This window comes from Methylobacterium sp. Leaf399, assembly GCF_001424525.1.
GTDB lineage: Bacteria > Pseudomonadota > Alphaproteobacteria > Rhizobiales > Beijerinckiaceae > Methylobacterium.
In genome coordinates, this window is sequence record NZ_LMQK01000033.1 from 185,601 (window position 1) to 209,331 (window position 23,731).

General features: G+C 70.1%; 25 protein-coding genes and 1 pseudogene. 15 read left to right on the forward strand and 11 right to left on the reverse strand.

Annotated elements, in window-relative coordinates:
- Nucleotides 1-57: 57 nt before the first annotated feature.
- The 3 genes from ASG40_RS18295 to ASG40_RS18305 are packed head-to-tail and all read right to left on the reverse strand — an operon-like array spanning nucleotide 58 to nucleotide 3,013.
- A complete protein-coding gene (locus ASG40_RS18295) occupies nucleotides 58-984 on the reverse strand; it encodes an ABC transporter ATP-binding protein (RefSeq protein ID WP_055888888.1) in 927 nt (308 codons plus the stop codon).
- Nucleotides 981-2,018 carry an ABC transporter permease gene (locus ASG40_RS18300; RefSeq protein WP_082524140.1) on the reverse strand — a complete coding sequence of 346 codons (1,038 nt, stop codon included), beginning with the start codon at nucleotides 2,016-2,018 and terminating at the stop codon, nucleotides 981-983. Before ASG40_RS18300 ends, ASG40_RS18295 begins: the two co-directional genes overlap by 4 nt.
- Nucleotides 2,015-3,013 (reverse strand): ABC transporter substrate-binding protein, encoded by a 999-nt coding sequence (locus ASG40_RS18305; protein WP_055888889.1) that lies wholly within the window; start codon nucleotides 3,011-3,013, stop codon nucleotides 2,015-2,017. The genes ASG40_RS18300 and ASG40_RS18305 overlap by 4 nt, the downstream gene beginning before the upstream one ends.
- A 110-nt stretch (nucleotides 3,014-3,123) precedes the next feature.
- Here ASG40_RS18305 and nikR point away from each other — a divergent pair, with 110 nt between their 5' ends.
- Complete coding sequence (nikR, locus tag ASG40_RS18310; RefSeq protein ID WP_055888891.1) at nucleotides 3,124-3,603, forward strand: nickel-responsive transcriptional regulator NikR; 480 nt, start codon at nucleotides 3,124-3,126, stop codon at nucleotides 3,601-3,603.
- A 105-nt stretch (nucleotides 3,604-3,708) separates the two neighbouring features.
- On the opposite strand, the gene ureG is transcribed toward nikR, so the two are convergent.
- From ureG to ASG40_RS18345, 8 genes are all read right to left on the reverse strand, one after another.
- On the reverse strand, nucleotides 3,709-4,323 hold the full coding sequence (ureG, locus tag ASG40_RS18315) for an urease accessory protein UreG (RefSeq protein WP_055888893.1): 615 nt from the start codon (nucleotides 4,321-4,323) through the stop codon (nucleotides 3,709-3,711).
- Nucleotides 4,324-4,334: 11 nt separating this feature from the next.
- A complete protein-coding gene (locus ASG40_RS18320) occupies nucleotides 4,335-5,009 on the reverse strand; it encodes an urease accessory protein UreF (RefSeq protein WP_055888895.1) in 675 nt (224 codons plus the stop codon).
- Between the two features lie 64 nt (nucleotides 5,010-5,073).
- Nucleotides 5,074-5,610, reverse strand: coding sequence for an urease accessory protein UreE (locus ASG40_RS18325; RefSeq protein WP_055889010.1), 537 nt, complete (start codon nucleotides 5,608-5,610; stop codon nucleotides 5,074-5,076).
- Between the two features lie 49 nt (nucleotides 5,611-5,659).
- Entirely contained in the window at nucleotides 5,660-5,833 is a 174-nt protein-coding gene (locus tag ASG40_RS22610) for a DUF29 family protein (protein ID WP_082524141.1), read from the reverse strand.
- A gap of 81 nt (nucleotides 5,834-5,914) precedes the next feature.
- Nucleotides 5,915-7,642, reverse strand: a complete 1,728-nt coding sequence (gene ureC / locus ASG40_RS18330) for an urease subunit alpha (RefSeq protein ID WP_055888897.1) — start codon at nucleotides 7,640-7,642, stop codon at nucleotides 5,915-5,917.
- Between the two features lie 16 nt (nucleotides 7,643-7,658).
- The gene (locus ASG40_RS18335; RefSeq protein ID WP_055888900.1) at nucleotides 7,659-8,075 is read right to left on the reverse strand and encodes a PIN domain-containing protein; all 417 of its coding nucleotides are present in this window, start codon (nucleotides 8,073-8,075) and stop codon (nucleotides 7,659-7,661) included.
- The gene (locus ASG40_RS18340) at nucleotides 8,072-8,362 is read right to left on the reverse strand and encodes an AbrB/MazE/SpoVT family DNA-binding domain-containing protein (protein ID WP_055888902.1); all 291 of its coding nucleotides are present in this window, start codon (nucleotides 8,360-8,362) and stop codon (nucleotides 8,072-8,074) included. The genes ASG40_RS18335 and ASG40_RS18340 overlap by 4 nt, the downstream gene beginning before the upstream one ends.
- A gap of 50 nt (nucleotides 8,363-8,412) precedes the next feature.
- Nucleotides 8,413-9,033, reverse strand: coding sequence for an urease subunit gamma (locus ASG40_RS18345; RefSeq protein WP_082494637.1), 621 nt, complete (start codon nucleotides 9,031-9,033; stop codon nucleotides 8,413-8,415).
- Nucleotides 9,034-9,244: 211 nt separating this feature from the next.
- On the opposite strand from ASG40_RS18345, the pseudogene puuE reads away from it, so the two are divergent.
- From puuE to ASG40_RS21410, 14 genes and pseudogenes are all read left to right on the forward strand, one after another.
- A pseudogene (gene puuE / locus ASG40_RS18350) lies at nucleotides 9,245-10,135 on the forward strand (allantoinase PuuE); the annotation flags it as partial.
- Between the two features lie 72 nt (nucleotides 10,136-10,207).
- Entirely contained in the window at nucleotides 10,208-11,842 is a 1,635-nt protein-coding gene (locus ASG40_RS18355; protein WP_055888906.1) for an HAL/PAL/TAL family ammonia-lyase, read from the forward strand.
- Between the two features lie 176 nt (nucleotides 11,843-12,018).
- Nucleotides 12,019-13,821 (forward strand): sensor histidine kinase, encoded by a 1,803-nt coding sequence (locus ASG40_RS18360; protein WP_055888908.1) that lies wholly within the window; start codon nucleotides 12,019-12,021, stop codon nucleotides 13,819-13,821.
- A gap of 115 nt (nucleotides 13,822-13,936) precedes the next feature.
- On the forward strand, nucleotides 13,937-14,611 hold the full coding sequence (gene rutR, locus ASG40_RS18365; RefSeq protein WP_443136634.1) for an HTH-type transcriptional regulator RutR: 675 nt from the start codon (nucleotides 13,937-13,939) through the stop codon (nucleotides 14,609-14,611).
- A 336-nt stretch (nucleotides 14,612-14,947) separates the two neighbouring features.
- Nucleotides 14,948-16,144 (forward strand): hypothetical protein, encoded by a 1,197-nt coding sequence (locus ASG40_RS18370; RefSeq protein ID WP_055888910.1) that lies wholly within the window; start codon nucleotides 14,948-14,950, stop codon nucleotides 16,142-16,144.
- Nucleotides 16,145-16,439: 295 nt separating this feature from the next.
- Complete coding sequence (gene rutA / locus ASG40_RS18375) at nucleotides 16,440-17,540, forward strand: pyrimidine utilization protein A (protein ID WP_055888912.1); 1,101 nt, start codon at nucleotides 16,440-16,442, stop codon at nucleotides 17,538-17,540.
- Nucleotides 17,540-18,262 carry a pyrimidine utilization protein B gene (rutB, locus tag ASG40_RS18380; RefSeq protein WP_055888914.1) on the forward strand — a complete coding sequence of 241 codons (723 nt, stop codon included), beginning with the start codon at nucleotides 17,540-17,542 and terminating at the stop codon, nucleotides 18,260-18,262. Before rutA ends, rutB begins: the two co-directional genes overlap by 1 nt.
- 48 nt (nucleotides 18,263-18,310) lie before the next feature.
- Nucleotides 18,311-18,700: a pyrimidine utilization protein C gene (gene rutC / locus ASG40_RS18385; RefSeq protein ID WP_055888916.1), complete on the forward strand. Its 390-nt coding sequence runs from the start codon at nucleotides 18,311-18,313 to the stop codon at nucleotides 18,698-18,700.
- Nucleotides 18,701-18,715: 15 nt separating this feature from the next.
- A complete protein-coding gene (rutD, locus tag ASG40_RS18390) occupies nucleotides 18,716-19,498 on the forward strand; it encodes a pyrimidine utilization protein D (protein ID WP_055888917.1) in 783 nt (260 codons plus the stop codon).
- 14 nt (nucleotides 19,499-19,512) lie between these two features.
- Nucleotides 19,513-20,061 carry a flavin reductase gene (locus ASG40_RS18395; protein ID WP_055888919.1) on the forward strand — a complete coding sequence of 183 codons (549 nt, stop codon included), beginning with the start codon at nucleotides 19,513-19,515 and terminating at the stop codon, nucleotides 20,059-20,061.
- Between the two features lie 79 nt (nucleotides 20,062-20,140).
- Nucleotides 20,141-21,604, forward strand: a complete 1,464-nt coding sequence (gene serS / locus ASG40_RS18400; RefSeq protein WP_055888921.1) for a serine--tRNA ligase — start codon at nucleotides 20,141-20,143, stop codon at nucleotides 21,602-21,604.
- Nucleotides 21,604-22,368 carry a 5'/3'-nucleotidase SurE gene (gene surE, locus ASG40_RS18405; protein WP_055888923.1) on the forward strand — a complete coding sequence of 255 codons (765 nt, stop codon included), beginning with the start codon at nucleotides 21,604-21,606 and terminating at the stop codon, nucleotides 22,366-22,368. Before serS ends, surE begins: the two co-directional genes overlap by 1 nt.
- A 19-nt stretch (nucleotides 22,369-22,387) precedes the next feature.
- Complete coding sequence (locus ASG40_RS18410) at nucleotides 22,388-23,041, forward strand: protein-L-isoaspartate O-methyltransferase family protein (RefSeq protein WP_055888925.1); 654 nt, start codon at nucleotides 22,388-22,390, stop codon at nucleotides 23,039-23,041.
- A 274-nt stretch (nucleotides 23,042-23,315) separates the two neighbouring features.
- Nucleotides 23,316-23,687 (forward strand): hypothetical protein, encoded by a 372-nt coding sequence (locus ASG40_RS21410; RefSeq protein ID WP_156387806.1) that lies wholly within the window; start codon nucleotides 23,316-23,318, stop codon nucleotides 23,685-23,687.
- Nucleotides 23,688-23,731: the final 44 nt, after the last annotated feature.

A 23,731-nucleotide genomic window follows, 5' to 3' on the forward strand; every position in this document is an offset into this window, starting at 1 on the left:
TCCCCGCAAGCTGGGAACGGCGAGGGCGCGCGGGGGCGATCGGTGCTGGACGCGCCATCATTCCACCTCGTCCCCGGCGGACGTCATCCGCGTCACCACGTCGGGGGCCACCGCCTCCTCGGCCTCGTCCTTGGGCGGGTGGATCAGCGCGTCGAGGCGCGCGCGGGTGGCACGGAACTCGGGCCCGAGGGCCTGGTCGTGGCTGCGGGGGCGGGGCACCGGCACCTCGATGAGTTCGGCGACCTCGCCCGGATGGGCGCTGAGCACCAGGATGCGGTCGGCCAGATGCACGGCCTCGTCGAGATCGTGGGTGATGAAGACGATGGTGATGTCGATCTTCTTCCAGATCTCGATGAGGTAGGCCTGCATCCGGGCGCGCGACTGGGTGTCGAGGGCCGAGAACGGCTCGTCCATGAGCAGGATGCGCGGCCGGGTGGCGAGCGCCCGTGCGATCGCGACGCGCTGCTTCATGCCGCCCGAGAGCTGGTGCGGGTAGGAGGCCGCGAAGGCCTCGAGCCCGATCAGCGCCAGCCATTGCCGCGCCTCGCGCTCGGCCTCGCGCCGGGGCGTGCCGTTCTCCTCGAGCCCGAAGGCGACGTTGCGTAGCACGCTGAGCCAGGGAAACAGGGTGTAGCCCTGGAACACCATGCCCCGGTCGGCGCCGGGCCCAGAGACCGGCACGCCCTCGACGCTGACCACGCCGGAAGTCGCGGTCTCGAGGCCGGCGAGGATGCGCACGAAGGTGGACTTGCCGCAGCCCGACGGGCCGACGACGCACAGGAACTCGCGCCGGTGGGTGACGAGGTCGATGTCCTTGAGGGCCACGGTCACGCCGCCGTCGGCGGTGCGGAAGGTCTTCGTTAGCTTCTCGACCCTGAGCGCGACCTCGCGGCCCTTGAGCTTGGAAAAGCGCGCGCGGACCGGCTCGCCTTGCGTGCGGTAGTCGCAGCCGGCGGTCGGCGGGACGACGGGCCCGGCGCTCACGCTTCGCTCCTGTCGTAGGGAAAGAGCCGGCGGCCGATGACGGCGAGCACGATGTCGGTGATCGAGCCGACGAGGCCGATGATCAGGATCGCGGCGTAGACGTTCTCGAAGTGCTGGTAGCGGGCCTGCTGGGTGATGAAGAAGGTGATGCCCGAGGAGGTGCCGATGAGCTCGGCCACGATCAGGTAGGTCCAGGCCCAGCCGAGCAGGATGCGCTGGTCGCGGTAGAGCTGCGGCAGCATCGCCGGCACGATCACCCGGCGGATCAGGCGCAGGTTGCGTGCGCCCAGCGTCAGGGCCGCCTCGATCAGCAGCGGGTCGATGCGCCGCGTGGTGTTGGCGATCACCAGCACCTGCTGGAAGAAGGTGCCGATGACGATGATCGCGATCTTCGGGCCATCGTAGATGCCGAGGATCGCCACCATCAGCGCCCCGAAGGCGGGGGCGGGCATGTAGCGCACGAACTCGATGACCGGCTCGGTGATGCGCGCCAGCGTCGCTTGCGCCCCGCACAGGATGCCGAGCGGCACGCCGACGATCGACGACAGCAGGAACCCCCAAAAGATGATCTGGATCGAATGCCACAGGCTCCAGGGCAGCCGGATCGCGTCGCGCTGGGTCGGCGCCGCGGTGAGCGAGGTCCAGAGCGCGATGGCGACCTCGTGCGGGGCCGGCAGGTAGACCGGGTTGGCGGGCGTGCCCACCGGGGGCGCGGTGTTGGCGGCGCGGGCCGATTCCACCTCCTCGGCGAAGGCCGCCGCGGGCAGGCGCATGCCGGGCTGGATCCAGGCGACGTCGCCCGGATCGGAGACCTCCACCAGGGGATGCCACAGGAACGGCAGGTAGGAGACCGCCGACCAGGCGAGGATCGGCAGCAGGAACGACAGGATCGTCAGGACGATGCGCCGGCGCGGCGCCAGGGGGCGGACGACGCCGACCCAGGAGCGGCGGCGGGGCGGCGGCGGACCTTTCCCTTCCCCCTCGACGGGGGAGGGTGGCCCACCCGCCAGGCCCTGGCGCATCTCCGCGCTCATTTGCCGTCGGTGAGCGCGGGGTCGATGGCGGCCTTCACGTCCTGGGCGGTCTTGTAGACATCGACCTTCACGTTGAAGGCGTCGGCGAAGCGGGTCGAGCCGTAGAGGGAGCCGAAGCCGTCGGCGTCCTTCATGACCTTGCGGCCCTCGGCCAGGGTCATGAGCTTGGTGCCCTTGAGGAAGCGGGTGAAGGTGGGCACGTCGATGCCGACCTTGGCCGCCATGATCGCCACCGCGTCGGGTTGGGTCTTAGGGTCCTCGATGTAGGCGACGACCTTGTCCCAGACGCCGACGAACTTGATCCACTCGGCTCGGCGCGAGGCGAGGCTGGCGGGCGAGACCGTGACCACGTCGTAGATCAGCCCTGGCACGTCGGCGGAGGTGTAGAGGGGCTTGGCGCCGGCCGCCGCCTTCATCGCCTGGCCGGCGATGGGCTGCCAGGCGCCGACGGCCGCCACGTCGCCGGAGGCCAGCACCTGCGGCGTCTCGTTGGTCTTGGCGTTGACCAGCGTCACGTCGGTCTCCTTGAGGCCGATCTTGGTGAGCCCGTGGATGAGCAGAAGGTGCTCGACGAGGCCGACCTCGAGGCCGACCTTCTTGCCCTTGAGGTCGGCCAGCGTCTTCACGCCCGGCTTGCCGACGATCATGTCGTTGCCGTTCGAATAGTCGGTGAGCATGATCATGACGTTCTTGGCGCCGTTGCCGGCCATGACCAGGGCGTCGCCGTTGGTGCAGGTGACGGCGTCGAGCTTGCCCGCCGAGAACGCGTCCATCGAGGCCGAATAGTCGAACCACTCGAACTTGGCGTCGACGCCGGCCTCCTTCAGCCAGCCCTTCTCGATGGCGACCTGCCAGGCGACCCAGCCCGGCCAGTCGCTGTAGCCGATGCGCAGGGGCTCGGCCGCGTGAGCGACCGGGGCGGCGACGAGGCCCAGGGCCAACAGGCCGGCGGCGACCCCCTTGCGGGCGGCGGAAGCGATCGTGGACAGGCGCATCTGATATCTCCGAGGCGCGTAGTACGATTCGATGAAATCGTAATACCGACGGCTTTTCAGGCATACAAGAGGCGTGCCAGATTCACATCGCAGCGAGGGAGCGGACGACCATGGCGGATGCGAACACGGACGAGGGCGGCGCGGGGCGGCGCCGGCCAGTGAGCCGGATCAGCCTGTCCTTGTCCGAGGACCTGCTCGGCGAGCTCGACGCCATGGTGAGCGAGCGCGGGTTCGCCAGCCGCTCGCAGGCGGTGGCCACCGTCCTGCACCGGTCGCTGGTGGAGCACCGCCACGAGGTCGGCGACCGGGTGATGGTGGGCACGATCACCCTGTTTTACGACCACCTCGCCCACGGCCTGCAGCAGCGGCTGGCGGACCTGCAGCGGCGTCACATCGCCGAGGTGATCGCGTCGCTCCACGTCCACCTGATGCACAACCAGACGCTGGAGGTGGTGCTGGTGCAGGGCCCGGCCACCACCTTGCAGACCATCGCCGACGCGATGATCACCGAGCGCGGCGTGATCTCGGGGCGCCTCGAGCTGGTGGCGGCGCTGATCCCGCAGCTGCACCCGTTCCAGGGGGAGGGGTGATACGGGGTTCGCTCGGATCAAGCGGGACCCGTATCACGAAGCCCGTGCGGCGCCTGAGCGACGCCGACATCCGCATGACGAAGCCATCGAACGGATGTCGTATGATCACCCCAATCCCCCAGCCCGCTCCACGAAACGGGCGACCGCGTCGGCCCCGTCACCCTTGCGCAGCGAGGTGAAGACGTAGGGGCGGGTGCCGCGCATCCGCCTCGTGTCGGCCTCCATCACGGCGAGGTCCGCGCCGACGAAGGGCGCCAGATCGGTCTTGTTGACGATGAGCAGGTCCGAGCGGGTGATGCCCGGCCCCCCTTTGCGCGGGATCTTCTCGCCGCCGGCGACGTCGATCACGTAGAGGGTGATGTCGGCCAGTTCCGGCGAGAAGGTCGCGGCGAGGTTGTCGCCGCCCGATTCGATCAGGATCAGGTCGAGCCTGGGGAAGCGCCGGCGCATCTCGGCCACCGCCGCGAGGTTGATCGAGGCGTCCTCGCGGATGGCGGTGTGCGGGCAGCCGCCGGTCTCGACGCCCATGATCCGCTCCTCGGGCAGGGCGCCGGCCACGGTGAGGATGCGCGCATCCTCCTTGGTGTAGATGTCGTTGGTGATCGCGCAGATCTCGAAGCGATCGCGGAACCGCTTGCAGAGCTGTTCCATCAGCGCGGTCTTGCCAGAGCCGACCGGACCGCCGATGCCGACGCGCAGGGGGCCGTTGAGGGATGTCATCGCAAAGGTCCTCACGAGCGGAAGATGCGGGAGTACTGGGTCTCGTGCCGGAGGGACCCCAGATCGAGCCGAAGGGTGGCGCCCCCGACGTCGTCGAGGGTGAGCCCGGGGATCGTCTCCGCCAGCGCCGCCACGCAGGGCGCCAGACCGGCGATCGCCCGCGTGCCGGCGGTCTGGCCGACCGGGGCGAGGCGCAGGGCCGCCGAGACGAGGTTCTGCACGAAGGCGAGGCCGAAGGCGGCGAGCGTGGGCACCGGCGCGAGGCCATGCGCGCCCGCCGCCAGGCCCACCGCCACGGGGTAGGCCACGGGGCCGGGCAGGGTTTCGGCGAGGCGCACGAGGGCTGGCGTGGCCCAGGCCGCCAGGGTCGCGTCGAGGAAGCTGCGGCCCTGCTGGGCGGTCTCCAGGTGGAGTTCGCGGGACGGGGCCAGGGCGAGGGCGAGGGCGTTGACGGTCTCCAGGGCAGCGGCATCGGCGCCCGAGGCGGCGCGGTGGGCGTGGGCGGCCAGGATCATGTCGCTGCGCCCGGCGCCGCGCGCCACGACGTCGTGGAGCCATGCCGCGAGGGAGGCCTCGTCGGACACGTCGCCGGCCTCCACCGCCCATTCGAGCCCGTGCGAATAGGCATAGCTCCCCACCGGATAGGTCGGCGACAGCCACGCCATCAGCCGCAGGGCGTCGGTCATCGGGGGGCGATCCCGCTTCGCCGCCCCCCTCCGGGGAAGGGCGCGGGCACCGGGACCGCAGCGGTCATCGGGACGCCGCTCCGTGGGGGTGCGGATGCGGGTGGTCATGGTCGTGGTCGTAATCGTGAGGCCCGTGATCGTGCCCGTGGTGATGATGCCCGGCGGCCTCGCCGGCATAGGCGCCGCCCTCCGGCCGGAACGGGCGATCCACCGGCTCGGCCGAGCCGCCCAGCCCCCGCACCATCTCGGCGAGCACGTGGTCGAACCCGATGTAGATGGCGTCCTCGGCGATCTCGGCCGGGATGTGGCGGTTGCCGATGTGCCAGATCAAACGCTTGAGGGCGCGGTCGTCGGGCGCGCGGATCGCGAGCAGGCGCTCATGCGCCGCCTCGACCCAGACGAGGCGCCCGTCCTGCAGCACCAGGGCATCGCCGTCGTCGAGCACCGTCGGCTCGGGCAGGTCGAGCAGGAAGTCGAGCCCGCCGATTCCGCGCATCGCCATGCGCCGACGATGCCGGTCGCCGTGGTCGAGCACGACGCGGTCGACGATCTCGCCGGCCCGGAGCGCATCGCGGCGGATGAGGCGTGTGGCGCGGATCATGACCATGCCACCCGGACCCGACCCGACGACACGCGAGGGAACGCCCTCATCAGGCGACGTCCGGTTCGGCGGGACCGGGATGGAAGTCCTCGTCGAGAACCTGTGCCAGCGTGCACGGGCAGGTAGCCGGAAACAGGCGTTCCGCCATTCCGGTCTCGCCCGCCGCGCGGACACGACCCAGTCGATAGGCTTTGTCCAGGACGGCTTCGGGCCACGATCCCAGGCTCGGACTCTTGCGCCCCGGGTTGGCTCAAGGCGGCATTGGACATGGCAAGCCTCCCCTCGCGTTCACCGTCATCCTACCTCAAAACAAAAAGTACCGCTGCGCCATCGGCAGCACCTCGGCGGGCTCGCAGACCAGCAGTTCGCCGTCGGCGCGGACGTCGTAGGTTTCCGCGTCGATCTCGATGGTCGGAGTGGCGTCGTTGAGGATCATGCTCTTCTTCGAGATGCCGCCGCGCACGTTCTCCACGGCGACGAACCGCTTCTGGCATCCGAGCCGGTCGCGCAGCCCGTCGTCCATCGCCGCCTTCGAGACGAAGGTGAGGGCGGTGGACCACGGCGAGCGGCCGATGGCCCCGAACATCGGGCGGTAGTGCACCGGCTGGGGCGTGGGGATCGAGGCGTTGGGGTCGCCCATCGGTGCGGTGGCGATCATGCCGCCCTTGATCACGAGGTCGGGCTTCACGCCGAAGAAGGCAGGCGTCCACAGCACGAGGTCGGCGAGCTTGCCCGCCTCCACCGAGCCGACATGGGCCGAGACGCCGTGCGCGATGGCCGGGTTGATCGTATATTTGGCGATGTAGCGGCGTGCCCGCAGGTTGTCGTTGCCGCTCGTGTCGCCGGGCAGGGCGCCGCGCTGGCGCTTCATCTTGTCGGCCGTCTGCCAGGTGCGGATGACGACCTCGCCGACCCGGCCCATGGCCTGGCTGTCCGACGACATCATCGAGAGCGCGCCGATGTCGTGCAGGATGTCCTCGGCCGCGATGGTCTCCTTGCGGATGCGGCTCTCGGCGAAGGCGAGATCCTCGGGGATCGACGGGTCGAGGTGGTGGCAGACCATGAGCATGTCGAGATGCTCGTCGATGGTGTTCTTCGTATAGGGCCGCGTCGGATTGGTGGACGAGGGCAGCACGTTGGCGAGCCCGGCCACCTTCATGATGTCGGGGGCATGCCCGCCGCCCGCACCCTCGGTGTGGAAGGCGTGGATGGTGCGCCCGGCGAACGCCCGGATCGTATCCTCGACGAACCCCGATTCGTTGAGCGTGTCGGAGTGGATCATCACCTGCACGTCGTGCAGGTCGGCCACCGTGAGGCAGGTGTCGATCGCCTGGGGCGTGGTGCCCCAATCCTCGTGGAGCTTGAGGGCGCAGGCGCCCGCGCGCACCATCTCGACGAGGCTCTCCGGGCGCGAGGCGTTGCCCTTGCCGGCGAACGCCAGGTTCATCGGAAACGAATCCGCCGCCTCGATCATCCGGGCGAGGTGCCACGGGCCCGGCGTGCAGGTGGTGGCGAAGGTGCCGTGCGCCGGGCCGGTGCCGCCGCCGAGCATCGTGGTGACGCCCGAGCACAACGCCTCCTCGATCTGCTGCGGGCAGATGTAGTGGATGTGGCTGTCGAACCCGCCCGCCGTGAGGATTTTTCCTTCCCCCGCGATGACTTCCGTCCCCGGTCCGACGACGATGTCGACGCCGGGCTGGATGTCCGGGTTGCCGGCCTTGCCGAGCCTGACGATGCGGCCCTTCACGATGCCGACGTCGCATTTCACCACGCCCCAATGGTCCAGCACCACCGCGTTGGTGATGACGGTGTCGACAGCCCCGTCGGCGTTCGTCACCTGGGACTGCCCCATGCCATCGCGAATCACCTTGCCGCCGCCGAACTTCACCTCTTCGCCGTAGGTGGTGTGGTCGCGCTCCACCTCGATGACGAGGCAGGTGTCGGCGAGCCGGATGCGGTCGCCGGTGGTGGGCCCGAACATGTCGGCATAGGCGGCGCGGGGGAGGGAGGCGGGGCGGGGGGTGTTCGACATAGGGGCTTCCAGCGGATCAGGATGTCGGACCGAGCCGCGTGAAATCCGCGGCCTGGACGGCTTTCCGGTCGAACGTCAGCGTCGTGTCGCATCCTCCGTGCCGGTTGATCGCACCGATCAGGTGATCGCTGAAGCCACCACCGCCCGCCGCGAAGCGCGCGATGGCGTCGGCCGCCGCGTCGCGCCGTTCGATCTCGACATTCGAAGCCTCGATCAACCGCCGCAACAGATCGACGAGCACGGATTTGCGCTGCTGCAACGGCTTGTTCAGGACCCAGACCACCTCGGCCAGTACCACCGTGTTGACGAAGAAGCGCTCATTCGGATCCGACAGGATGCGCGTGGCGTCGGCGACCTGCTCGGGATTGTCCACGGGCCAGACGGTCTCATCGACCAGCCAGCGCAGCAGCACGTTGGTATCGAGGCCGATCATCGGTCCTTGGCGCTTTCGTCCTCGCCGGAGGAATCGCCGCCACCCCAACGGGCTGCACGGCTCTCCTCGATCCAACGCGTGATCTGGTCGGTCGTAACCGCCCCGGAGCCGCCGCGGACGATGCCACGCAGGTCCGCGAACGTGGCGACCTGGGCTTCGAGCCGATACCCGCCGGCATCCTCTACGAAGACGAGCGTATCGCCCGGCTTGAGATGCATGGCGGTGCGCAGGCGTGCAGGAACGGTAATCTGCCCCTTCGACGTCACCTTGGCCTCGAACCGTCCCATCGCAGCGACTCCTTACCTTTGCAGCAAAATGTAAGGACCACCGCCCGGAGTCAAAGCTTCCCCATCACATCCCCCCGGAACCCGTACACCTCCCGCGCGCCGAGCAACGGCACCAGCGACACCTCCCGCGTGGCGCCGGGCTCGAACCGCACGGCGGTGCCCGGCGCGATGTCGAGGCGCTGGCCACGGGCCTTGTCGCGGTCGAAGGTCAGGCCGGCGTTGACCTCGTAGAAATGGTAGTGCGAGCCGACCTGGATCGGCCGGTCGCCGACGTTGGCCACGGCGATCACGGTGCGCGGAGCGCCGTCGTTGAAGACGATGTCGCCCGGCTGCGTCGTCACCGTGCCCGGCACGTCGGCCGAGGCCGCCCCGCGGATCGGGTGGTGGACGGTCACGAGCTTGGTGCCGTCGGGGAACGTCGCCTCCACCTGGATGTCGTGGATCATCTCGGCGATCCCCTCCATCACCTGGTCGGCGGTGAGCACATGGGCGCCGGCCTGCATCAGGTCGGCGACCGAGCGGCCGTCGCGGGCGCCCTCGACCACGGCGTCGGTGATGAGCGCGATCGCCTCCGGGTAGTTGAGCTTGACGCCCCGGGCGAGCCGGTTGCGGGCGACCTGGGCGGCCATGGCGACGAGGAGCTTGTCTTTTTCACGCGGGGTCAGGAGCACGGAGCGAACCTCGGGTGCTGGGCACGATGGGCGGGCGATGCAGGCAAGGACCGTGCACGGGTCCGGTCACTTCATGGAACCAGTCGCGCGGCCGCTGCGCAAGGCCGGTCCGGACCTTGCGCAGCCCGGCCGCGATTTGCCAGAAGTCCGACGGATCGGGCATGGCACGGACGGCGCTCGCCCATTCCCCACACCCCCTACGGCAGGCCCCGTGACCTATCCCCGCGACCTCGTCGGCTACGGCCGCAATCCGCCCCATCCGCGCTGGCCGAACGGGGCGCGGATCGCGGTGCAGTTTGTCCTCAACTACGAGGAGGGGGCTGAGAACTGCATCCTGCACGGGGACCCGGCCTCGGAGGCGTTCCTGTCCGAGCTGGTCGGCGCGCAGCCCTGGCCGGGCCAGCGCCACATGAGCATGGAATCGCTGTTCGAATACGGTTCGCGCGCCGGGTTCTGGCGGCTGTGGCGGCTGTTCCGGGCGAAGGGCGTCCCCGTCACCGTGTTCGCGGTCGCCACGGCGCTCGCCCGCCATCCCGACGTCGCCGCGGCGATGAAGGAGGCGGAATGGGAGATCGCCTGCCACGGCCTCAAGTGGATCGATTATCGCGATTTCACCCGCGCCGAGGAGAAGGCGCACCTGGAGGAGGCGATCCGCATCCACACCGCCATCACGGGGGAGCGCCCGCGCGGCTGGTACACCGGGCGCTCCTCGCCCCACACCCTCGACCTCGGGATCGAGGCCGGGATGACGTATCTGGCCGATTCCTACGCCGACGACCTGCCGTACTGGATCGAGGAGCCGAGCGGGCGCGGCCTCGTGGTGCCCTACACGCTGGACGCCAACGACATGAAATGCGCGGCGATCCAGGGCTTCAACACCGGCGAGCACGTCTTCACCTACCTGCGCGACACCTTCGACGTGCTCTACGCCGAGGGCGAGACCGCCCCGAAGATGATGTCGGTGGGCCTGCATTGCCGCCTGATCGGCCGTCCGGGCCGGATCGGCGCGCTCATCCGCTTCCTCGACCACGTCGCCGCCCACCGGGACGTGTGGGTCGCCCGGCGCATCGACATCGCCGAGCATTGGATCGCGCATCATCCGCCGGGCGGATAGACGCCGGCCTCCGGCCCGATTCCTGCTCGCCCACGGCACGCTTCCCCTCGGAGAGACACGATGACGACACTCACCATCGACGGCCGCACGGTCCAGCCCGCGGACGTCCTGGCCGTGGTGCGTCCCGATGCGAACGGCACCCGCGCCGAGGTCGCGCTCGAGGCCGGCGCCCGCGAGCGGCTGACCGCCGCGCGGGACTACATCGACGCGAACTTCATGACCGACGATGCGCCGCTGATGTATTCGTTCAACACCGGCGTGGGCCTGTTCAAGGACCAGCGGGTGCGCATGGCCGACATGCAGGAGTACCAGCGCCGCACGGTCTATGCGCATGCCACCGGGGTCGGCGAGCCGTTCGACCCGGAGGTGGTGCGCGCCACCATGCTGTTGCGCGCCAACGCCTTCGCCTCGAACTATTCGGGGCCCCGCGTGGCCGTGGTCGAGCGCCTGCTCGCCTGCCTCAATGCCGGCCTCGTGCCGGTGATCCCGCAGAAGGGGTCGGTGGGCGCCTCGGGCGACCTCGCCCCGCTCGCCCATCTGGCGGGCGCGATCTGCGGTTTTTCCGAAGCCGAGATGATGGTCGACGGGCGCCGGATGCCGGCGCGGGAGGCGCTGGCGCAGGCCGGGCTCGCACCGGAGTTTCCCCTGGAGGCCAAGGACGCCTCGGCGCTCATCAACGGCTCCACCGTCTCCCTGGCGCTCGGCGTGCTGGCGCTGGAAGACGCCAAGGCGCTCCTCAAGCACGCCGACATCGCCCTGTCCCTGAGTCTCGAATGCATGCGCTGCGAGACCAAGGCGTTCGATCCGCGCCTGCACGCCGCCCGCCCGCACCAGGGCCAGGCCGCCACCGCCCGCAACGTGCTCCGCCTGCTGGAGGGTTCGCTGCGCTGCACGGAATCGGCCCGGCACACGATCTTCCCCGACGAGGCGCGCGCCCCCGGCACCGCCCCGGCCCCGCGGGTGCAGGACGTCTATTCCCTGCGCTGCGCCCCCCAGGTCCACGGCCCAGTGCGCGAGGCCCTGGCCTACATCGGCGGCATCATCGGCACCGAGATCAACTCGGCCACCGACAACCCGCTGATCTTCGACGACGAACAGGGCGGCTACGCCTGCATCTCGGGCGGGCACTTCCACGGGCAGTACGTCGCCCAGGCGATGGACCTCCTGTCCATCGCGGTCACCGACCTCGGCTCGATCTCCGAGCGGCGCCTGTTCCGGCTCATCGATCCGACGCTGAGCTACGGCCTGCCGCGCAACCTGCTCGCCGGCAAGAAGGGGCTCAACACCGGGTTCGCCACCGTGCAATGCACGCTCTCGGCGCTGGTGATGGAGAACCGCAGCCTGTCGAGCCCCGGCTCGGTGGATTCGATCCCCGGCAAGTCCAACGCCGAGGACCACGTCTCGAACTCGACCTGGTGCGGGCGCAAGGCGCGCACCATCGTCGAGAACGCCGAGCAGATCGTGGCCGGCGAGCTGCTGATGGCCGCCCAGGCCCTGTCGCTCGTGGCCGACGTCGCCAGGGACCACCCCATCGGCAAGGGCACGCAGGCGGCGCTGGCCGCGATCCGCGAGGTCCTCCCGCCGGCCCTCGACGGCGACCGCTGGTACCACACCGAGATGGTGGACGCCCTGGCGCTGCTGCGCTCGGGCGCGGTGGTGAAGGCGGTGGAGGCAGCCATCGGCGACCTCGAATAGGGCGCTTGGCCAGGACCATTGGCTAGAACGCTTGGCTGGGGCGCTTGGCTAGGGCGCTTGGCGCACCCGACTCTTCCGTCGCGGCAACGGTTACGCTAGGAAGCGAATCGACGACTGTCTCCCGATTTCATCCGCCCCCTCACACCGCGGCGCAAGGCCGGAGGAGGACGCCGGTCATGCGTCTCGAACGCCGCCCGATCGGCCCCGGCGACGGCTCTGCCGCCATCGCGGGGTTTCGGGGGACCGCAACGGGCGCCCGGGCGCGCCTTCCCACCCCGTCGCTGCGCCTCGTCCTCGCCCTCGTTCTCGGCGTGCTCGGCCTCGCCTCGACCCTCGTGCTGACAGCGCTGGTCACCCGCGAGGCGAGCGCGCGGTTGCAGGTGGAGATCGCCGCCCAGCTCAAGGAACTGGCCGGGCACATGGCCCGGACCCTCGACGAGGGCATGTTCGAGCGCCAGCGCGACATCGAGGTGGTGGCCGCCAACGGCTCCCTGCGCGATCCCGAGGCGCCCCTCGCCGTCCGGCGGACGATGCTGCAGGTGCTCCAGCGAACCTATCCGCTCTATTCGATCGTGGGCCTGATCGACCCCGAGGGGCGCGTGCTGGCCACGAGCCGCGGCATCCTCGAAGGCGCCGACGTGTCCCGGCGCGACTATTTCCTGCGCGGGCGCGAGGGCGTGTTCATCGGCGACGTCCACGATGCGGCCCTGCTCCGGAAGGCCCTGTCGCGCCCCGCCGACGAGCCGCTGCGCCTCGTGGACATCGCCGCCCCGGTCCACGGCCCCGACGGCGGCCTCGTCGGCGTGGTCGCCGCCCACCTCGACTGGACCTGGGCGCGGGAGGTGGCGGCCTCGTTCACGCGCTCGCTCACCGGCCGGCGCGCAGGGGCGCAGATCCTGGTGGTGTCGCGCGACGGCACCGTCCTGATCGGACCGCCCTCGCTGGAGGGCAAGGCGCCGGGCCCGGCCATGGCCGCCCTCCTGGCCTCGGCGAAGGAGCATGACGGCAGCGTCGTGACCGACTGGCAGGACGGGGGCACCTACGTCACCGCCGTGGTCGAGACGAAGGGATTTCGCGGCTACCGCGGCCTCGGCTGGAGCGTGGTGGCCCGCCACGAGGTCGACCGGGCGCTCGCCTCCGTCACCGACCTCAGGCGGATGCTCCTGATCTTCGGCAGCCTCGTCGCCCTGGCGGGCGCGGGGCTGGCCTGGCTCCTGGCGGGACGCATCGCCAGGCCCCTGTCGGACCTCGCCGGCGCGGCGGCGGCACTCGGCCGGGACGAGCCGCTGCCGGCCCTCTCGCCGCCGCTGGTGCGGGAGGGCCGCGCGGTGGCCGACGCCCTGGTGCGCGCCTCGGCCGAGCTGCGCCGGCGGGAGGTGGCGCGCCGGCTCCTGGTCGACGAGCTCAACCACCGGGTCAAGAACACCCTGGCCACCGTCCAATCCCTGGCCCGCCAGAGCCTGAGGGCGGCGACCGGGGAGGCCGCGCTGGAGGGGAGGGCGACCTTCGAGGCGAGGCTGTTCGCCCTCGCCAGCGCCCACGACGTCCTCACCCGCGAGAGCTGGGCCAGCGTCGACCTCGCCGACGTGGTGGCCGCGGTGATCCGGCCCTATCGCGGCGGCCCGGCATCGCGGTTCGCCCTGACCGGCCCGGAGGTGCGCCTGTCGCCGCGCACCGCCCTGGCGCTGAGCATGGCGATCCACGAGCTGTGCACCAACGCCGCGAAATACGGCGCCCTCTCCACCGAGACCGGGACCGTGGGCATCGCCTGGCGGGTGGAGCCGGGCGGCGAGGGGCAGGAGCTGCACCTGACCTGGCGGGAGGAGGGCGGCCCGCCGGTGAGCCTGCCCGACCGGCGCGGCTTCGGCTCGCGCCTCATCGAGCGCGGGCTCGCCGCGGAGCTGCGCGGGGCCACCGAGATCCGCTTCGAACCCACCGGCGTCGTCTGCGCCTTGAGCGCCACCCTCACCCCGGCCTGACCGATGGAGCGGCAGGGCGAGCGGGCATCGCCCGATGGCCGGTAGTTTGGACAGGGCGCTGCTGCGATAGAGGCCACGCGAGAACGACGACGCGCGAGAATGGGGGCCGCCAGCCGTGCCGACAGGGACTTCCGGGTCGACAGGACCTTTCGGGCCACCGATCTCCGGGCCACCTCTGCGCCGCCGCCGCAGGGACGGCGCGGCGCGGCGCGAGGCGATCCTCGACGCGGCGCTGGCGGTGTTCTCCGGCGTCGGCCTGCACGGGGCGAGCGTCGAACAGCTCGCCGAGCGGGCCGGGCTCTCGAAGACCAACCTGCTGTATTACTTCCCCTCCAAGGAGGACCTCTACCTGGCGGTGCTGCGCCGGGTCCTCGAGGTCTGGCTCGATCCGCTCCAGGCCCTCGACGCGGACGGCGAGCCGGCCGACGCCCTGCGCGCCTACATCCGCGCCAAGCTCACGCTCTCGCGCGACGCGCCGCAGGCCTCGCGGCTGTTCTGCCTGGAGATCGTCCAAGGCGCGCCGCTGCTGCGGGCCGAACTCGAAGGCCCCCTGCGCGCCCTCGTCGACGCCAAGGCCGCCGTGCTCTCGGGCTGGATCGCGCAAGGACGCATCGGCGCCCACGACCCCCGCCACCTCATCGTCTCGATCTGGGCGATCACGCAGCACTACGCCGACTTCGCCGTGCAGGTGGACGCCATCACCGGCCGCGGCCTCGACGACCCGGCGTTCTTCGAGGGGGTCGTCGCCAGCACGCAGGCCCTGATCCTTGGCGGCCTCGGCCTGCGGTAGGGCAGGCGTCGACCGGGCGGGCCGCTGAGCTCACACGATGTCTGGGTCTGGCGCAGGTTCCCTCTCCTTGAAGGAGAGGGACAGGGTGAGGTGCGTGACTTCTTCGGAGAAGGCATTCCCCTCACCCCTTCCCTCTCCCGATGGGAGAGGGGGCACCGACGCGACCGTGCCGACCGAGGCGATCCATCCGGCAGCATTGTCCCGTGACGGTGCACACCATCGGCCCGGAAACATCTCTTCGCTTCAGGATTGAAAAACGTTTCACAGTGCACGTTTTGCCGTGACTAACGCCCTCGAAGGTGCCCGGAAACGATGCGTTCCAGATCGTACGTTCTCATGGCGGGGCTCGCGTCGCTCGTCGCCCTTGCGGGCATCGCTTTCCGTGGTGGTGCCGGCGGGGAGACCCTGAACCCCTTCACTCAGGTCGGACGGTTCAAAACCGAGACGGTCTATTTTCGTCTCGTGGTGGACCTGACCTTCGACAAGGCGCCCGTCACGGTCGATGTCGTGGTGGCCTGCGGCCAGCACAGGACGCAGTCGCGGGCCCATGGGGGTACGAACGAGACGCTGGGGATGTCCGCCTTCGTCTACGCGGTCCGGCTGCCGGGCGACCATGCCGTCAAGGTGCGCACGGTCGGCGTGCCCGGCGCACCCAACCCCTGCTCCGGCGACACCACCGCCAATGGCCGCGTCCCGAAGAACTGGCTCCCGCTGGTCGTCTGGTACGAGCGGGCCGACGAACTGGCCCATGGTCTCGGCTACGCCGACCAAGACGCCTACGCCAGCCCGATCGCACGGCTCGGCTTTCGCGGCGCCAGGGTGGAGACGGCGAATGCGGAGGACTTCGAGCGGTTCCTGCAGACCGGGCCGAAGAACCTCGTGCCGCCGTACCTGTCGCAGGGGATGTGCTGCCAGGGCATTCCTTTCCTGAGTCAGGGCGAGCCGGTGCCGCCCGAATATCTCGCGCGTCCGGAGAAGGCGTGGAGGTTCGCAGGGACCCCCGAATGCCGCGGCGTCCGCCGCGTCAGGTTGTCGGAAAGCCAGCGCGAGACGATACGGGCCCTGTGGCCGAAGGAACGGCCGGACCGCTGGCAGCCGCCCGCCGAGGGCGAGTACGACCTCATGCAGTCGATTTCTCAGAATACGCCTCGGGGGGGGCGGCCGGAGACCTACGATCCCGAGCGTGGATCGTCAGAACCCTCTTCCGACGACACCGTGTTCCCGGTCCTGGCGAACGACGCCCTGCAGGGCCTGGAACGCGACCCGGGCCGCGCCGAAGCCTATGCCCACCATGCGCTCGTCGACGAAACACCCTCGCTGCGCGGCTTCGTCTTCTGCGACAGCGATGCGCCGCGCGTCCTCGTCGAGGCGTTCCTGAAGCGCCCCCCCGATAGCTACGGCAGCGAAGGCCGGCGGACATGCCGCCTCGGTGGCATGGATGTACGTGTCAGGAGCGGAGGATGCAGTGAGTCCTGGATCGTCTTCGAGCGCGACGAGTACGCTTTCTTTCATTATTATTCATCCGGAGCTTGAGATCGGACGCCCGCCGGCACCCGAGAGACCCGCCGGCGGCGGTCGGGTCGGCCACCGATCGACCGAACGGACCGGCGCCCGCTCACCCAGCGGGCAGGGACGGTCCAGCCGGGAGGCAGACCGACCGGAGTTTATGCAAACCTCGAAAAAACCCCGCCTCGGAGTTTGACCGTTTGGTCCGAATGATCTTGGATCGTCCCATCTGCGGGTGAGGAACGGACTTGGTGCCGGTCCGATCGGGCCCCGGGCTTGCGTCCGGTCGTGCCGGAAAAGTCGTCCTGTCAGCGAGGTTGCCATGAACGTCGGCGTCTTCATCCCGATCGGAAACAACGGCTGGCTCCTGTCGGAGAACGCGCCGCAGTACAGACCGAGCTTCGAGTTGAACAAGCAGGTCGTGCTCAGGGCCGAGCACTACGGGTTCGACTTCGCCCTCTCGATGATCAAGCTGCGGGGCTTCGGCGGCAAGACCGAGTTCTGGGACCACAACCTCGAATCCTTCACGCTGATGGCGGGGCTGGCCGCCGTCACCAGCCGGATCAAGCTGTTCGCCACCGCCGCGACCCTGTGCATGCCCCCCGCCATCACCGCGCGGATGGCCTCGACCATCGATTCGATCTCGAACGGGCGTTTCGGCCTCAACCTCGTCACCGGCTGGCAGCGGCCGGAATATTCGCAGATGGGCCTGTGGCCCGGGGACGAGTACTTTTCGCGCCGCTACGAGTACCTCTCCGAATACGCCCAGGTGCTGCGCGACCTGTGGGAGACGGGGACGTGCGACCGCAAGGGCGAATTCTTCCAGATGGACGACTGCCGCCTCTCGCCCCGGCCGCAGGCCGACATGAAGATCATCTGCGCCGGGCAATCCTCGGCCGGGATGGCGTTCACGGCCAAGTACGCCGACTACAACTTCTGCTTCGGCAAGGGCGTGAACACCCCCACCGCCTTCGCCCCCACGGTGGAGCGGCTGGAGGCCGCCAAGGCCGAGACCGGCCGCGACGTCTCCTCCTACGTCCTGTTCATGATCATCGGTGACGAGACCGCGGAAGCCGCCCGCGCCACCTGGGAGCACTACAAGGCCGGCGCCGACGAGGAGGCGATCGCCTGGTTGGGGGTGCAGGGGGCGGCCGACACCAAGTCGGGGGCCGACACCAACGTGCGCCAGATGGTCGATCCGACCTCGGCCGTGAACATCAACATGGGCACCCTGGTGGGCTCCTACGCCGAGGTCGCCGCCATGCTCGACGAGATCGCCACGGTGCCCGGCACCGAGGGGGTGCTGCTGGTGTTCGACGACTTCCTCAAAGGCATCGAGGATTTCGGCACCCGCATCCAGCCCCTGATGCAGTCGCGCCGGCACGTCTCCGTGGAGGGTGCGGCCATGGCGAAGGTGGCGTGATGGTCGCCGGCTACCACGACCCGCACGGCCGCCACGGGGCGATCACGCTGCCCGCACGGCCCGAACCGATCGCCTTCGACGCCGCCGCCACCGCCCTCGTCGTGGTCGACATGCAGAACGCCTATGCCACGAAGGGCGGCTATCTCGATCTCGCCGGCTTCGACGTCTCGGCCACCGGGCCGGTGATCGCCGCCGTCGCGCGGGCCGTGGCGGCGGCCCGCGCCGCCGGCATCCGGGTGGTCTGGTTCCAGAACGGCTGGGACCCGGACTACGTCGAGGCCGGCGGGCCGGGCTCGCCGAACTGGCACAAGTCGAACGCCCTCAAGACCATGCGCGCCCGCCCCGAGATGACGGAGCGGCTGCTCGCCAGGGGCACCTGGGACTACGCGCTGGTCGATGCGCTCCGACCGGAGCCCGGCGACATCGTGCTGCCCAAACCCCGCTACAGCGGGTTCTACCACACGGCCCTCGACAGCCTGCTGCGGGCGCGCGGCATCCGCACCCTGGTGTTCACCGGCATCGCCACCAACGTCTGCGTGGAATCGACCGTGCGCGACGGCTTCTTCCTCGAATACTTCGGCATCGTGCTCGCCGACGCCACCCACCAGGCCGGACCCGAGAGCCTGCAGGCGGGGGCGCTTTCCAACATCGAGACCTTCTTCGGCTGGGTCTCGGACGTGGCGGCCTTCGAGGCGGCGGTGGGCGCGCCGAGGCCGGCGTAAGGCGCACCTCTCCCTTCCCTGCAGAACTCACGGGAGCACCCCAAAACCATGCCCAAGACCGTGATCGTCCCCCCCGGCACCGGCAAGCCGCTGGCGCCCTACGTCCCCGGCACGCTGGCCGACGGCGTGCTCTACGTCTCGGGCACGCTGCCCCTCGACGCGCACGCCGACGTCGTCCACGTCGGCGACGCCACGGCCCAGACCCGGCACGTCCTCGAGACCATCAAGGGCGTGGTCGAGGCCGCCGGCGGCACCATGGAGGACGTGACCTTCAACCACGTCTTCCTGAAGGACTGGACCGATTACGCCGCCATCAACGCGGTCTACGCCAGCTACTTCCCCGGCGAGAAGCCGGCGCGCTACTGCATCCAATGCGGCCTCGTGAAGCCCGACGCCCTCGTCGAGATCGCGTCCGTCGCCCATGTCGGCAAGTCCTGAGGAAGGGCCCGAGGCATGGCGGCGCCGATCCATCACGAGGTCCACGGGGCCGGCGAGCGCGTGGTTCTGCTGTCGCCGGGGCTCGGCGGCTCGGCGGGCTATTTCGCGCCCCAGATCCCGGCGCTGGCCGAACACGCCCGCGTGGTGGCCTACGACCACCGCGGCACCGGCCGCTCGCCGGACGTGCTGGAGCCCGGCCACGACATCGCCGCCATGGCCCGCGACGCGTTGCGTGTCCTCGACGCCTGCGGCGTCGCCACCTGCGACGTGGTCGGCCATGCGCTGGGCGGCCTGATCGGCCTGCAGATGGCGCTCCTCGCGCCCGAGCGGGTCGGGCGCCTCGTCGTCGTCAACGGCTGGGCCAGGACCGACACGGCGACCCAACGCTGCTTTGCCGCGCGAAAAGCGCTCCTCACCCACGTGGGCGCGGAGGCCTACGTGCGGGCGCAAGCCATCTTCCTCTATCCCGCCCCCTGGCTGTCGCAGAACGCCGAGCGGGTGGCGGCCGACGAGGCCCATGCCCTGGCGCATTTCCCAGGGGCCGCCAACACCCTGGCGCGGATCGCCGCGATCGAGGGGTTCGACCTCTGCGGCCGTCTCGCCGCGATCGCGGCGCCGACCCTGTTGATGGCGGCGCAGGACGACGTGCTGGTGCCCTGGACCTGCTCGCGCGATCTCGCCGCGGGGCTGCCCGAGGCCCGGCTCGAGCTTGCGCCCTCGGGCGGCCACGCCCACAGCGTCACGCAGAGCGAGGCCTTCAACGCCGGCCTGCTCGCCTTCCTGGCCCTGCGCCGCTGACCTCCGAGGCCGCGATGACATCGAATTCCAGCGCCGCATCGGTCGAGGCCGCGCCCTATCGCGATGCGATGGCGCTCCTCGCCAGTGCCGTCCACCTCGTGACGACGGACGGGCCGGGCGGGCGGGCCGGCTTCACCGCCACCGCCGTGTGCAGCGTCAGCGACGCGCCGCCGACCCTGCTGGTCTGCCTCAACCGCGCCTCCTCGGCCTACGCGGCCTTCAGCGGCAACGACGTGCTGTGCGTCAACACGCTGAGCGCCGAACAGGTGGCGGTGTCGGGCGCCTTCGGCGGCAGGACGCCCATGGACGACCGCTTCGCCGCCGCCGCCTGGGGCCGCCTCGCCACCGGCGCCCCGGTGCTGGCGGGCGCGCTCACCGCCTTCGACTGCCGCATCGTCGGCCGCACCCGCGTCGCCAGCCACGACGTGCTGATCTGCGCCGTCGTCGCCCTGGCCGCCCCCGGCGGCGGGGAGGGGCTGGTCTATGCCGGCCGCGGCTACCATGCGGTGCCGCGGCTCCCGGAGCCGTCCGAGACGCCGGCGCCGCTGCGGCGACTGGGATGAAGCGCGGGGATCCCCTCGCCCTTGTCGCGCCTGGGCCGATGCTGCAAAGCGGTCCGGCCTCACGCGAACCGAGCCGCCCATGCACGACATCCGCGCCATCCGCGAGAACCCGGACGCCTTCGACGGCGCGCTCAGGCGGCGCGGTCTCGCGCCCCTCGCGGCCGAACTGATCGCGCTCGACGACGCGCGCAAGGGCGCGGTCTCGGCGGCGCAGGCCAATCAGGAGCGGCGCAACGCGCTCTCCAAGGAGGTCGGCGCGGCCAAGAAGGCCAAGGACGAGGCGCGGGCGGCCGAACTGATGGCCGAGGTGGCCCGCTTGAAGGACGAGGCGCCCAGCCTGGAGACGGCGCAGGCCGAGGCGGGCCGGATGCTCGACGACAAACTCGCCGCGATCCCCAACAGCCCCAAGCCCGAGGTGCCCGAGGGCGCCGACGAGCACGGCAACGTCGCATACCGGACCTTCGAGGCCAACCGCCCGCATCTGGCCACCGGCCAACAGCACTTCGAGCTCGGCGAAGCCTCGGGCCTGATGGACTTCGAGGCGGCCTCGCGGATGTCGGGGGCGCGCTTCGTGGTGCTGAAAGGCCAGCTCGCCCGGCTGGAGCGGGCGCTCGGCCAGTTCATGCTCGACCTGCACACTGGCGAGCACGGCTACACCGAGGTGGCGCCGCCGATCCTGGTGCGCGACGAGGCGATGTTCGGCACGGCGCAGCTGCCGAAGTTTCGGGACGATCAGTTTTTCGTAGGGAACGGCGATGCGATTCAGCACCTTCAGCGCCAGATGGTTGATTATGCAAACAAGGGCAAGCAAGAATCTTTGGGTGAAATGTTTGATGCGCGGTCCGAGTATCAAAAGCTCATAGAGGAATATACTTCTGCCTCAACTAAGCTGTTATCGCTCGAAATGACACGTAGCTGGCTCATCCCCACCGCCGAAGTCCCCCTCACCAACCTCGTGCGCGAATCCATCCTGACGGAAGACGAGCTCCCGCTCCGCTTCACCGCGCTCACCCCGTGCTTTCGCGCCGAGGCCGGCTCGGCGGGGCGCGACACCCGCGGCATGCTGCGCCAGCACCAGTTCAACAAGGTCGAGCTCGTCTCGATCACCACGCCCGACCAGTCGGCCCAGGAACACGAGCGCATGCTCGGCTCGGCCGAAGCCGTGCTGAAGAAGCTTGACCTGCCGTTCCGGGTGATGACGCTGTGCACCGGCGACATGGGCTTCGCATCCCAGAAAACCTACGACATCGAGGTCTGGATGCCGGGGCAGGGGACCTTTCGCGAGATCTCGTCCTGCTCGGTCTGCGGCGAATTCCAGGCGCGACGGATGAACGCGCGCTACCGCCCCAAGGAGGGCAAGGGCGCCGCCTTCGTCCATACCCTCAACGGGTCGGGCGTGGCGGTGGGCCGTGCCCTCATCGCGGTGATGGAGAACTACCAGAACCCGGACGGCAGCGTCACGGTGCCGTCGGTGCTCAAACCCTATATGGGCGGCATCGAGCGAATCGCAGGATCCGAGCGAACCGAAGGACACAAGGCCTGATGCGAATCCTGGTCACCAACGACGACGGCATCCACGCCCCCGGGCTCGCCACCCTGGAGGGCATCGCCAAGTCGCTGTCCGACGACGTCTGGGTGGTGGCGCCCGAGAGCGACCAGTCGGGCGTGTCGCACTCGCTGTCGCTCAACGATCCCCTGCGACTGCGCGAGGTCTCCGAGAAGCGCTTCGCCGTGAAGGGCACGCCCTCCGATTGCGTGATCATGGGCGTGCGCCACATCCTGAAGGACCACGGGCCGGACCTGGTGCTGTCGGGGGTCAACCGCGGCCAGAACGTCGCCGAGGACGTGACCTATTCGGGCACCATCGCGGCGGCGATGGAGGGCACCATCCTCAACGTGCGGTCGATCGCGCTGAGCCAGGCCTATGGCGCGGGCGGGCGCGGGGCGATCAAGTGGGGGTGCGCGGCCGCCCACGGCCCGGCCGTGGTCAGGAAGATCCTGGAGACGGGGATCGAGCCCGGCATCGTCGTCAACGTCAACTTCCCCGATTGCGAGCCCGAGGAGGTCCAAGGCGTCGCGGTGGCCGCGCAGGGCTTTCGCAACCAGGCGCTGCTCGCCATCGACGCCCGGCAGGACGGGCGCGGCAACCCGTATTTCTGGCTGGCCTTCAACAAGGCGCGGTTCGAGCCGGGCCACGGCACCGACCTCAAGGCCATCGCCGAGAACCGCATCTCGGTGACGCCGCTGCGCCTCGACCTCACCGACGAGCCGACGCTGACCCGCTTCGCCCTCGCCTTCGAGGACTGACCTGAGCGGCGGCGCGGCCATGGACCACGAGGCCGGCGCCATCGAGGACGCCGCCTTCGTGCTCGCCATGCGCGGGCACGGGGTGCGCGACACCGCCGTGCTGCGGGCGATGGAGCGGGTCCCGCGCGAGCGGTTCGCGCCCGAGCGTCACCGCCACCTCGCCCGCCGCGACATCGCCCTGCCGCTGGCCTGCGGCCAGACCATGACCGCCCCCACGGCGATCGCCGCCATGCTGACGGCCCTGTCGGTGCAGCCCGGGGCGCGGGTGCTGGAGATCGGCACCGGCTCGGGCTACGTCACCGCGCTGCTGGTCAACCTCGGCGCCGCCCATGTCCGCAGCATCGAACGCTATGCCAGCCTCGGCCGGGATGCGCGCGAGCGCCTCGAGGCGGACGGCCTCGACGAGGCGGTGGTGGAGATCGGCGACGGGCTGGCACACCGCCCCGGCGACGGCCCGTTCGACCGCATCCTCGTCAGCGGCATCTGTCCGGCGCTGCCGGCGCATCTGGCCGAATCCCTCGCCCCCGGCGGCCGCCTGGTGACGGCGGTCGGGCGCCCGGAGGCCGGACGCCTGCTGCGCGTCGAGCGCGGCCCCGACGGCGCCCTCGTCCACCGCGTCGGCACCGGCCTCAGGATCGCCCCGCTCACGCCGGGCCGGGCGGCGATGGTCTAGCCGATCGGTCCGGCAGCCGAGGGCCTCAACCGTGAGGTGCCGGACCGATGCGGGGAGGCCGCGGACAGCGCGCAGGGTTCCGGACGCCTCCGTCAAGGCCGTGGACGGGAGACCGGAGGCGTTCTCGAGGATCGCGGCCGGGTCAAGGCGACATCTCGAAGTGCTCCGAAGGATACCCGCGAAAACTACGTAGTCCGCCGATGAAGCTTGGCCAAAGGAGCCGCGCTTGGTTAAGTCAAGCGCGAACGGTTTTTAAGACAAGGAATCGATGATCATGAAATCCATCACTGCCGTCTCTGCCGCGTTGATCGCAGCGGTGTCTTTCATGGGGACGTCGGATGCGGCGAATGCCGGCTGTCGCTCGTGCGGTCCTGTCTCCCCCGTCTACAAGTACAGGACCGTCAACAAGGTCTCGCACATGACGCAGTATCGTGACGTCCGGCGCACGAACTACGTCCACAAGACCCGCCACATCTACAACGTCACCCGCGTCCGCCCGATCGTGCAGGTCCATACGGTGACCCGCGTCCACCACCATTCCGTCCCGGTGATCCACAACGTGAGCGTGTCCAGCGTGCAGCGCCTGCCGACGCAATACGTCCACAGCAACAGCGTCCGGAACGTCTATCACGGCTGCGGCTGCTAGTAGGCGAAACGGCCGGATGCGGCCGCGCACCGCCGCATCCAGCC

Excerpts from the sequence above, each read along its gene's own strand:
- ASG40_RS18360 (WP_055888908.1), top strand. The coding sequence starts at position 12,019 with ATGCGTCTCGAACGCCGCCCGATCGGCCCCGGCGACGGCTCTGCCGCC.
- ureC (WP_055888897.1), bottom strand. The coding sequence starts at position 7,642 with ATGTCGAACACCCCCCGCCCCGCCTCCCTCCCCCGCGCCGCCTATGCC.
- surE (WP_055888923.1), top strand. The coding sequence starts at position 21,604 with ATGCGAATCCTGGTCACCAACGACGACGGCATCCACGCCCCCGGGCTC.
- rutB (WP_055888914.1), top strand. The coding sequence starts at position 17,540 with ATGGTCGCCGGCTACCACGACCCGCACGGCCGCCACGGGGCGATCACG.
- ASG40_RS18300 (WP_082524140.1), bottom strand. The coding sequence starts at position 2,018 with ATGAGCGCGGAGATGCGCCAGGGCCTGGCGGGTGGGCCACCCTCCCCC.
- ASG40_RS18370 (WP_055888910.1), top strand. The coding sequence starts at position 14,948 with ATGGCGGGGCTCGCGTCGCTCGTCGCCCTTGCGGGCATCGCTTTCCGT.
- nikR (WP_055888891.1), top strand. The coding sequence starts at position 3,124 with ATGGCGGATGCGAACACGGACGAGGGCGGCGCGGGGCGGCGCCGGCCA.
- ASG40_RS18335 (WP_055888900.1), bottom strand. The coding sequence starts at position 8,075 with ATGATCGGCCTCGATACCAACGTGCTGCTGCGCTGGCTGGTCGATGAG.
- ASG40_RS18325 (WP_055889010.1), bottom strand. The coding sequence starts at position 5,610 with ATGATCCGCGCCACACGCCTCATCCGCCGCGATGCGCTCCGGGCCGGC.
- rutD (WP_055888917.1), top strand. The coding sequence starts at position 18,716 with ATGGCGGCGCCGATCCATCACGAGGTCCACGGGGCCGGCGAGCGCGTG.
- ASG40_RS18355 (WP_055888906.1), top strand. The coding sequence starts at position 10,208 with ATGACGACACTCACCATCGACGGCCGCACGGTCCAGCCCGCGGACGTC.
- ASG40_RS18410 (WP_055888925.1), top strand. The coding sequence starts at position 22,388 with ATGGACCACGAGGCCGGCGCCATCGAGGACGCCGCCTTCGTGCTCGCC.
- ASG40_RS18395 (WP_055888919.1), top strand. The coding sequence starts at position 19,513 with ATGACATCGAATTCCAGCGCCGCATCGGTCGAGGCCGCGCCCTATCGC.
- ASG40_RS21410 (WP_156387806.1), top strand. The coding sequence starts at position 23,316 with ATGAAATCCATCACTGCCGTCTCTGCCGCGTTGATCGCAGCGGTGTCT.
- rutC (WP_055888916.1), top strand. The coding sequence starts at position 18,311 with ATGCCCAAGACCGTGATCGTCCCCCCCGGCACCGGCAAGCCGCTGGCG.
- ASG40_RS18320 (WP_055888895.1), bottom strand. The coding sequence starts at position 5,009 with ATGACCGACGCCCTGCGGCTGATGGCGTGGCTGTCGCCGACCTATCCG.
- serS (WP_055888921.1), top strand. The coding sequence starts at position 20,141 with ATGCACGACATCCGCGCCATCCGCGAGAACCCGGACGCCTTCGACGGC.
- rutA (WP_055888912.1), top strand. The coding sequence starts at position 16,440 with ATGAACGTCGGCGTCTTCATCCCGATCGGAAACAACGGCTGGCTCCTG.
- ASG40_RS18340 (WP_055888902.1), bottom strand. The coding sequence starts at position 8,362 with ATGGGACGGTTCGAGGCCAAGGTGACGTCGAAGGGGCAGATTACCGTT.
- ASG40_RS18305 (WP_055888889.1), bottom strand. The coding sequence starts at position 3,013 with ATGCGCCTGTCCACGATCGCTTCCGCCGCCCGCAAGGGGGTCGCCGCC.
- ureG (WP_055888893.1), bottom strand. The coding sequence starts at position 4,323 with ATGACATCCCTCAACGGCCCCCTGCGCGTCGGCATCGGCGGTCCGGTC.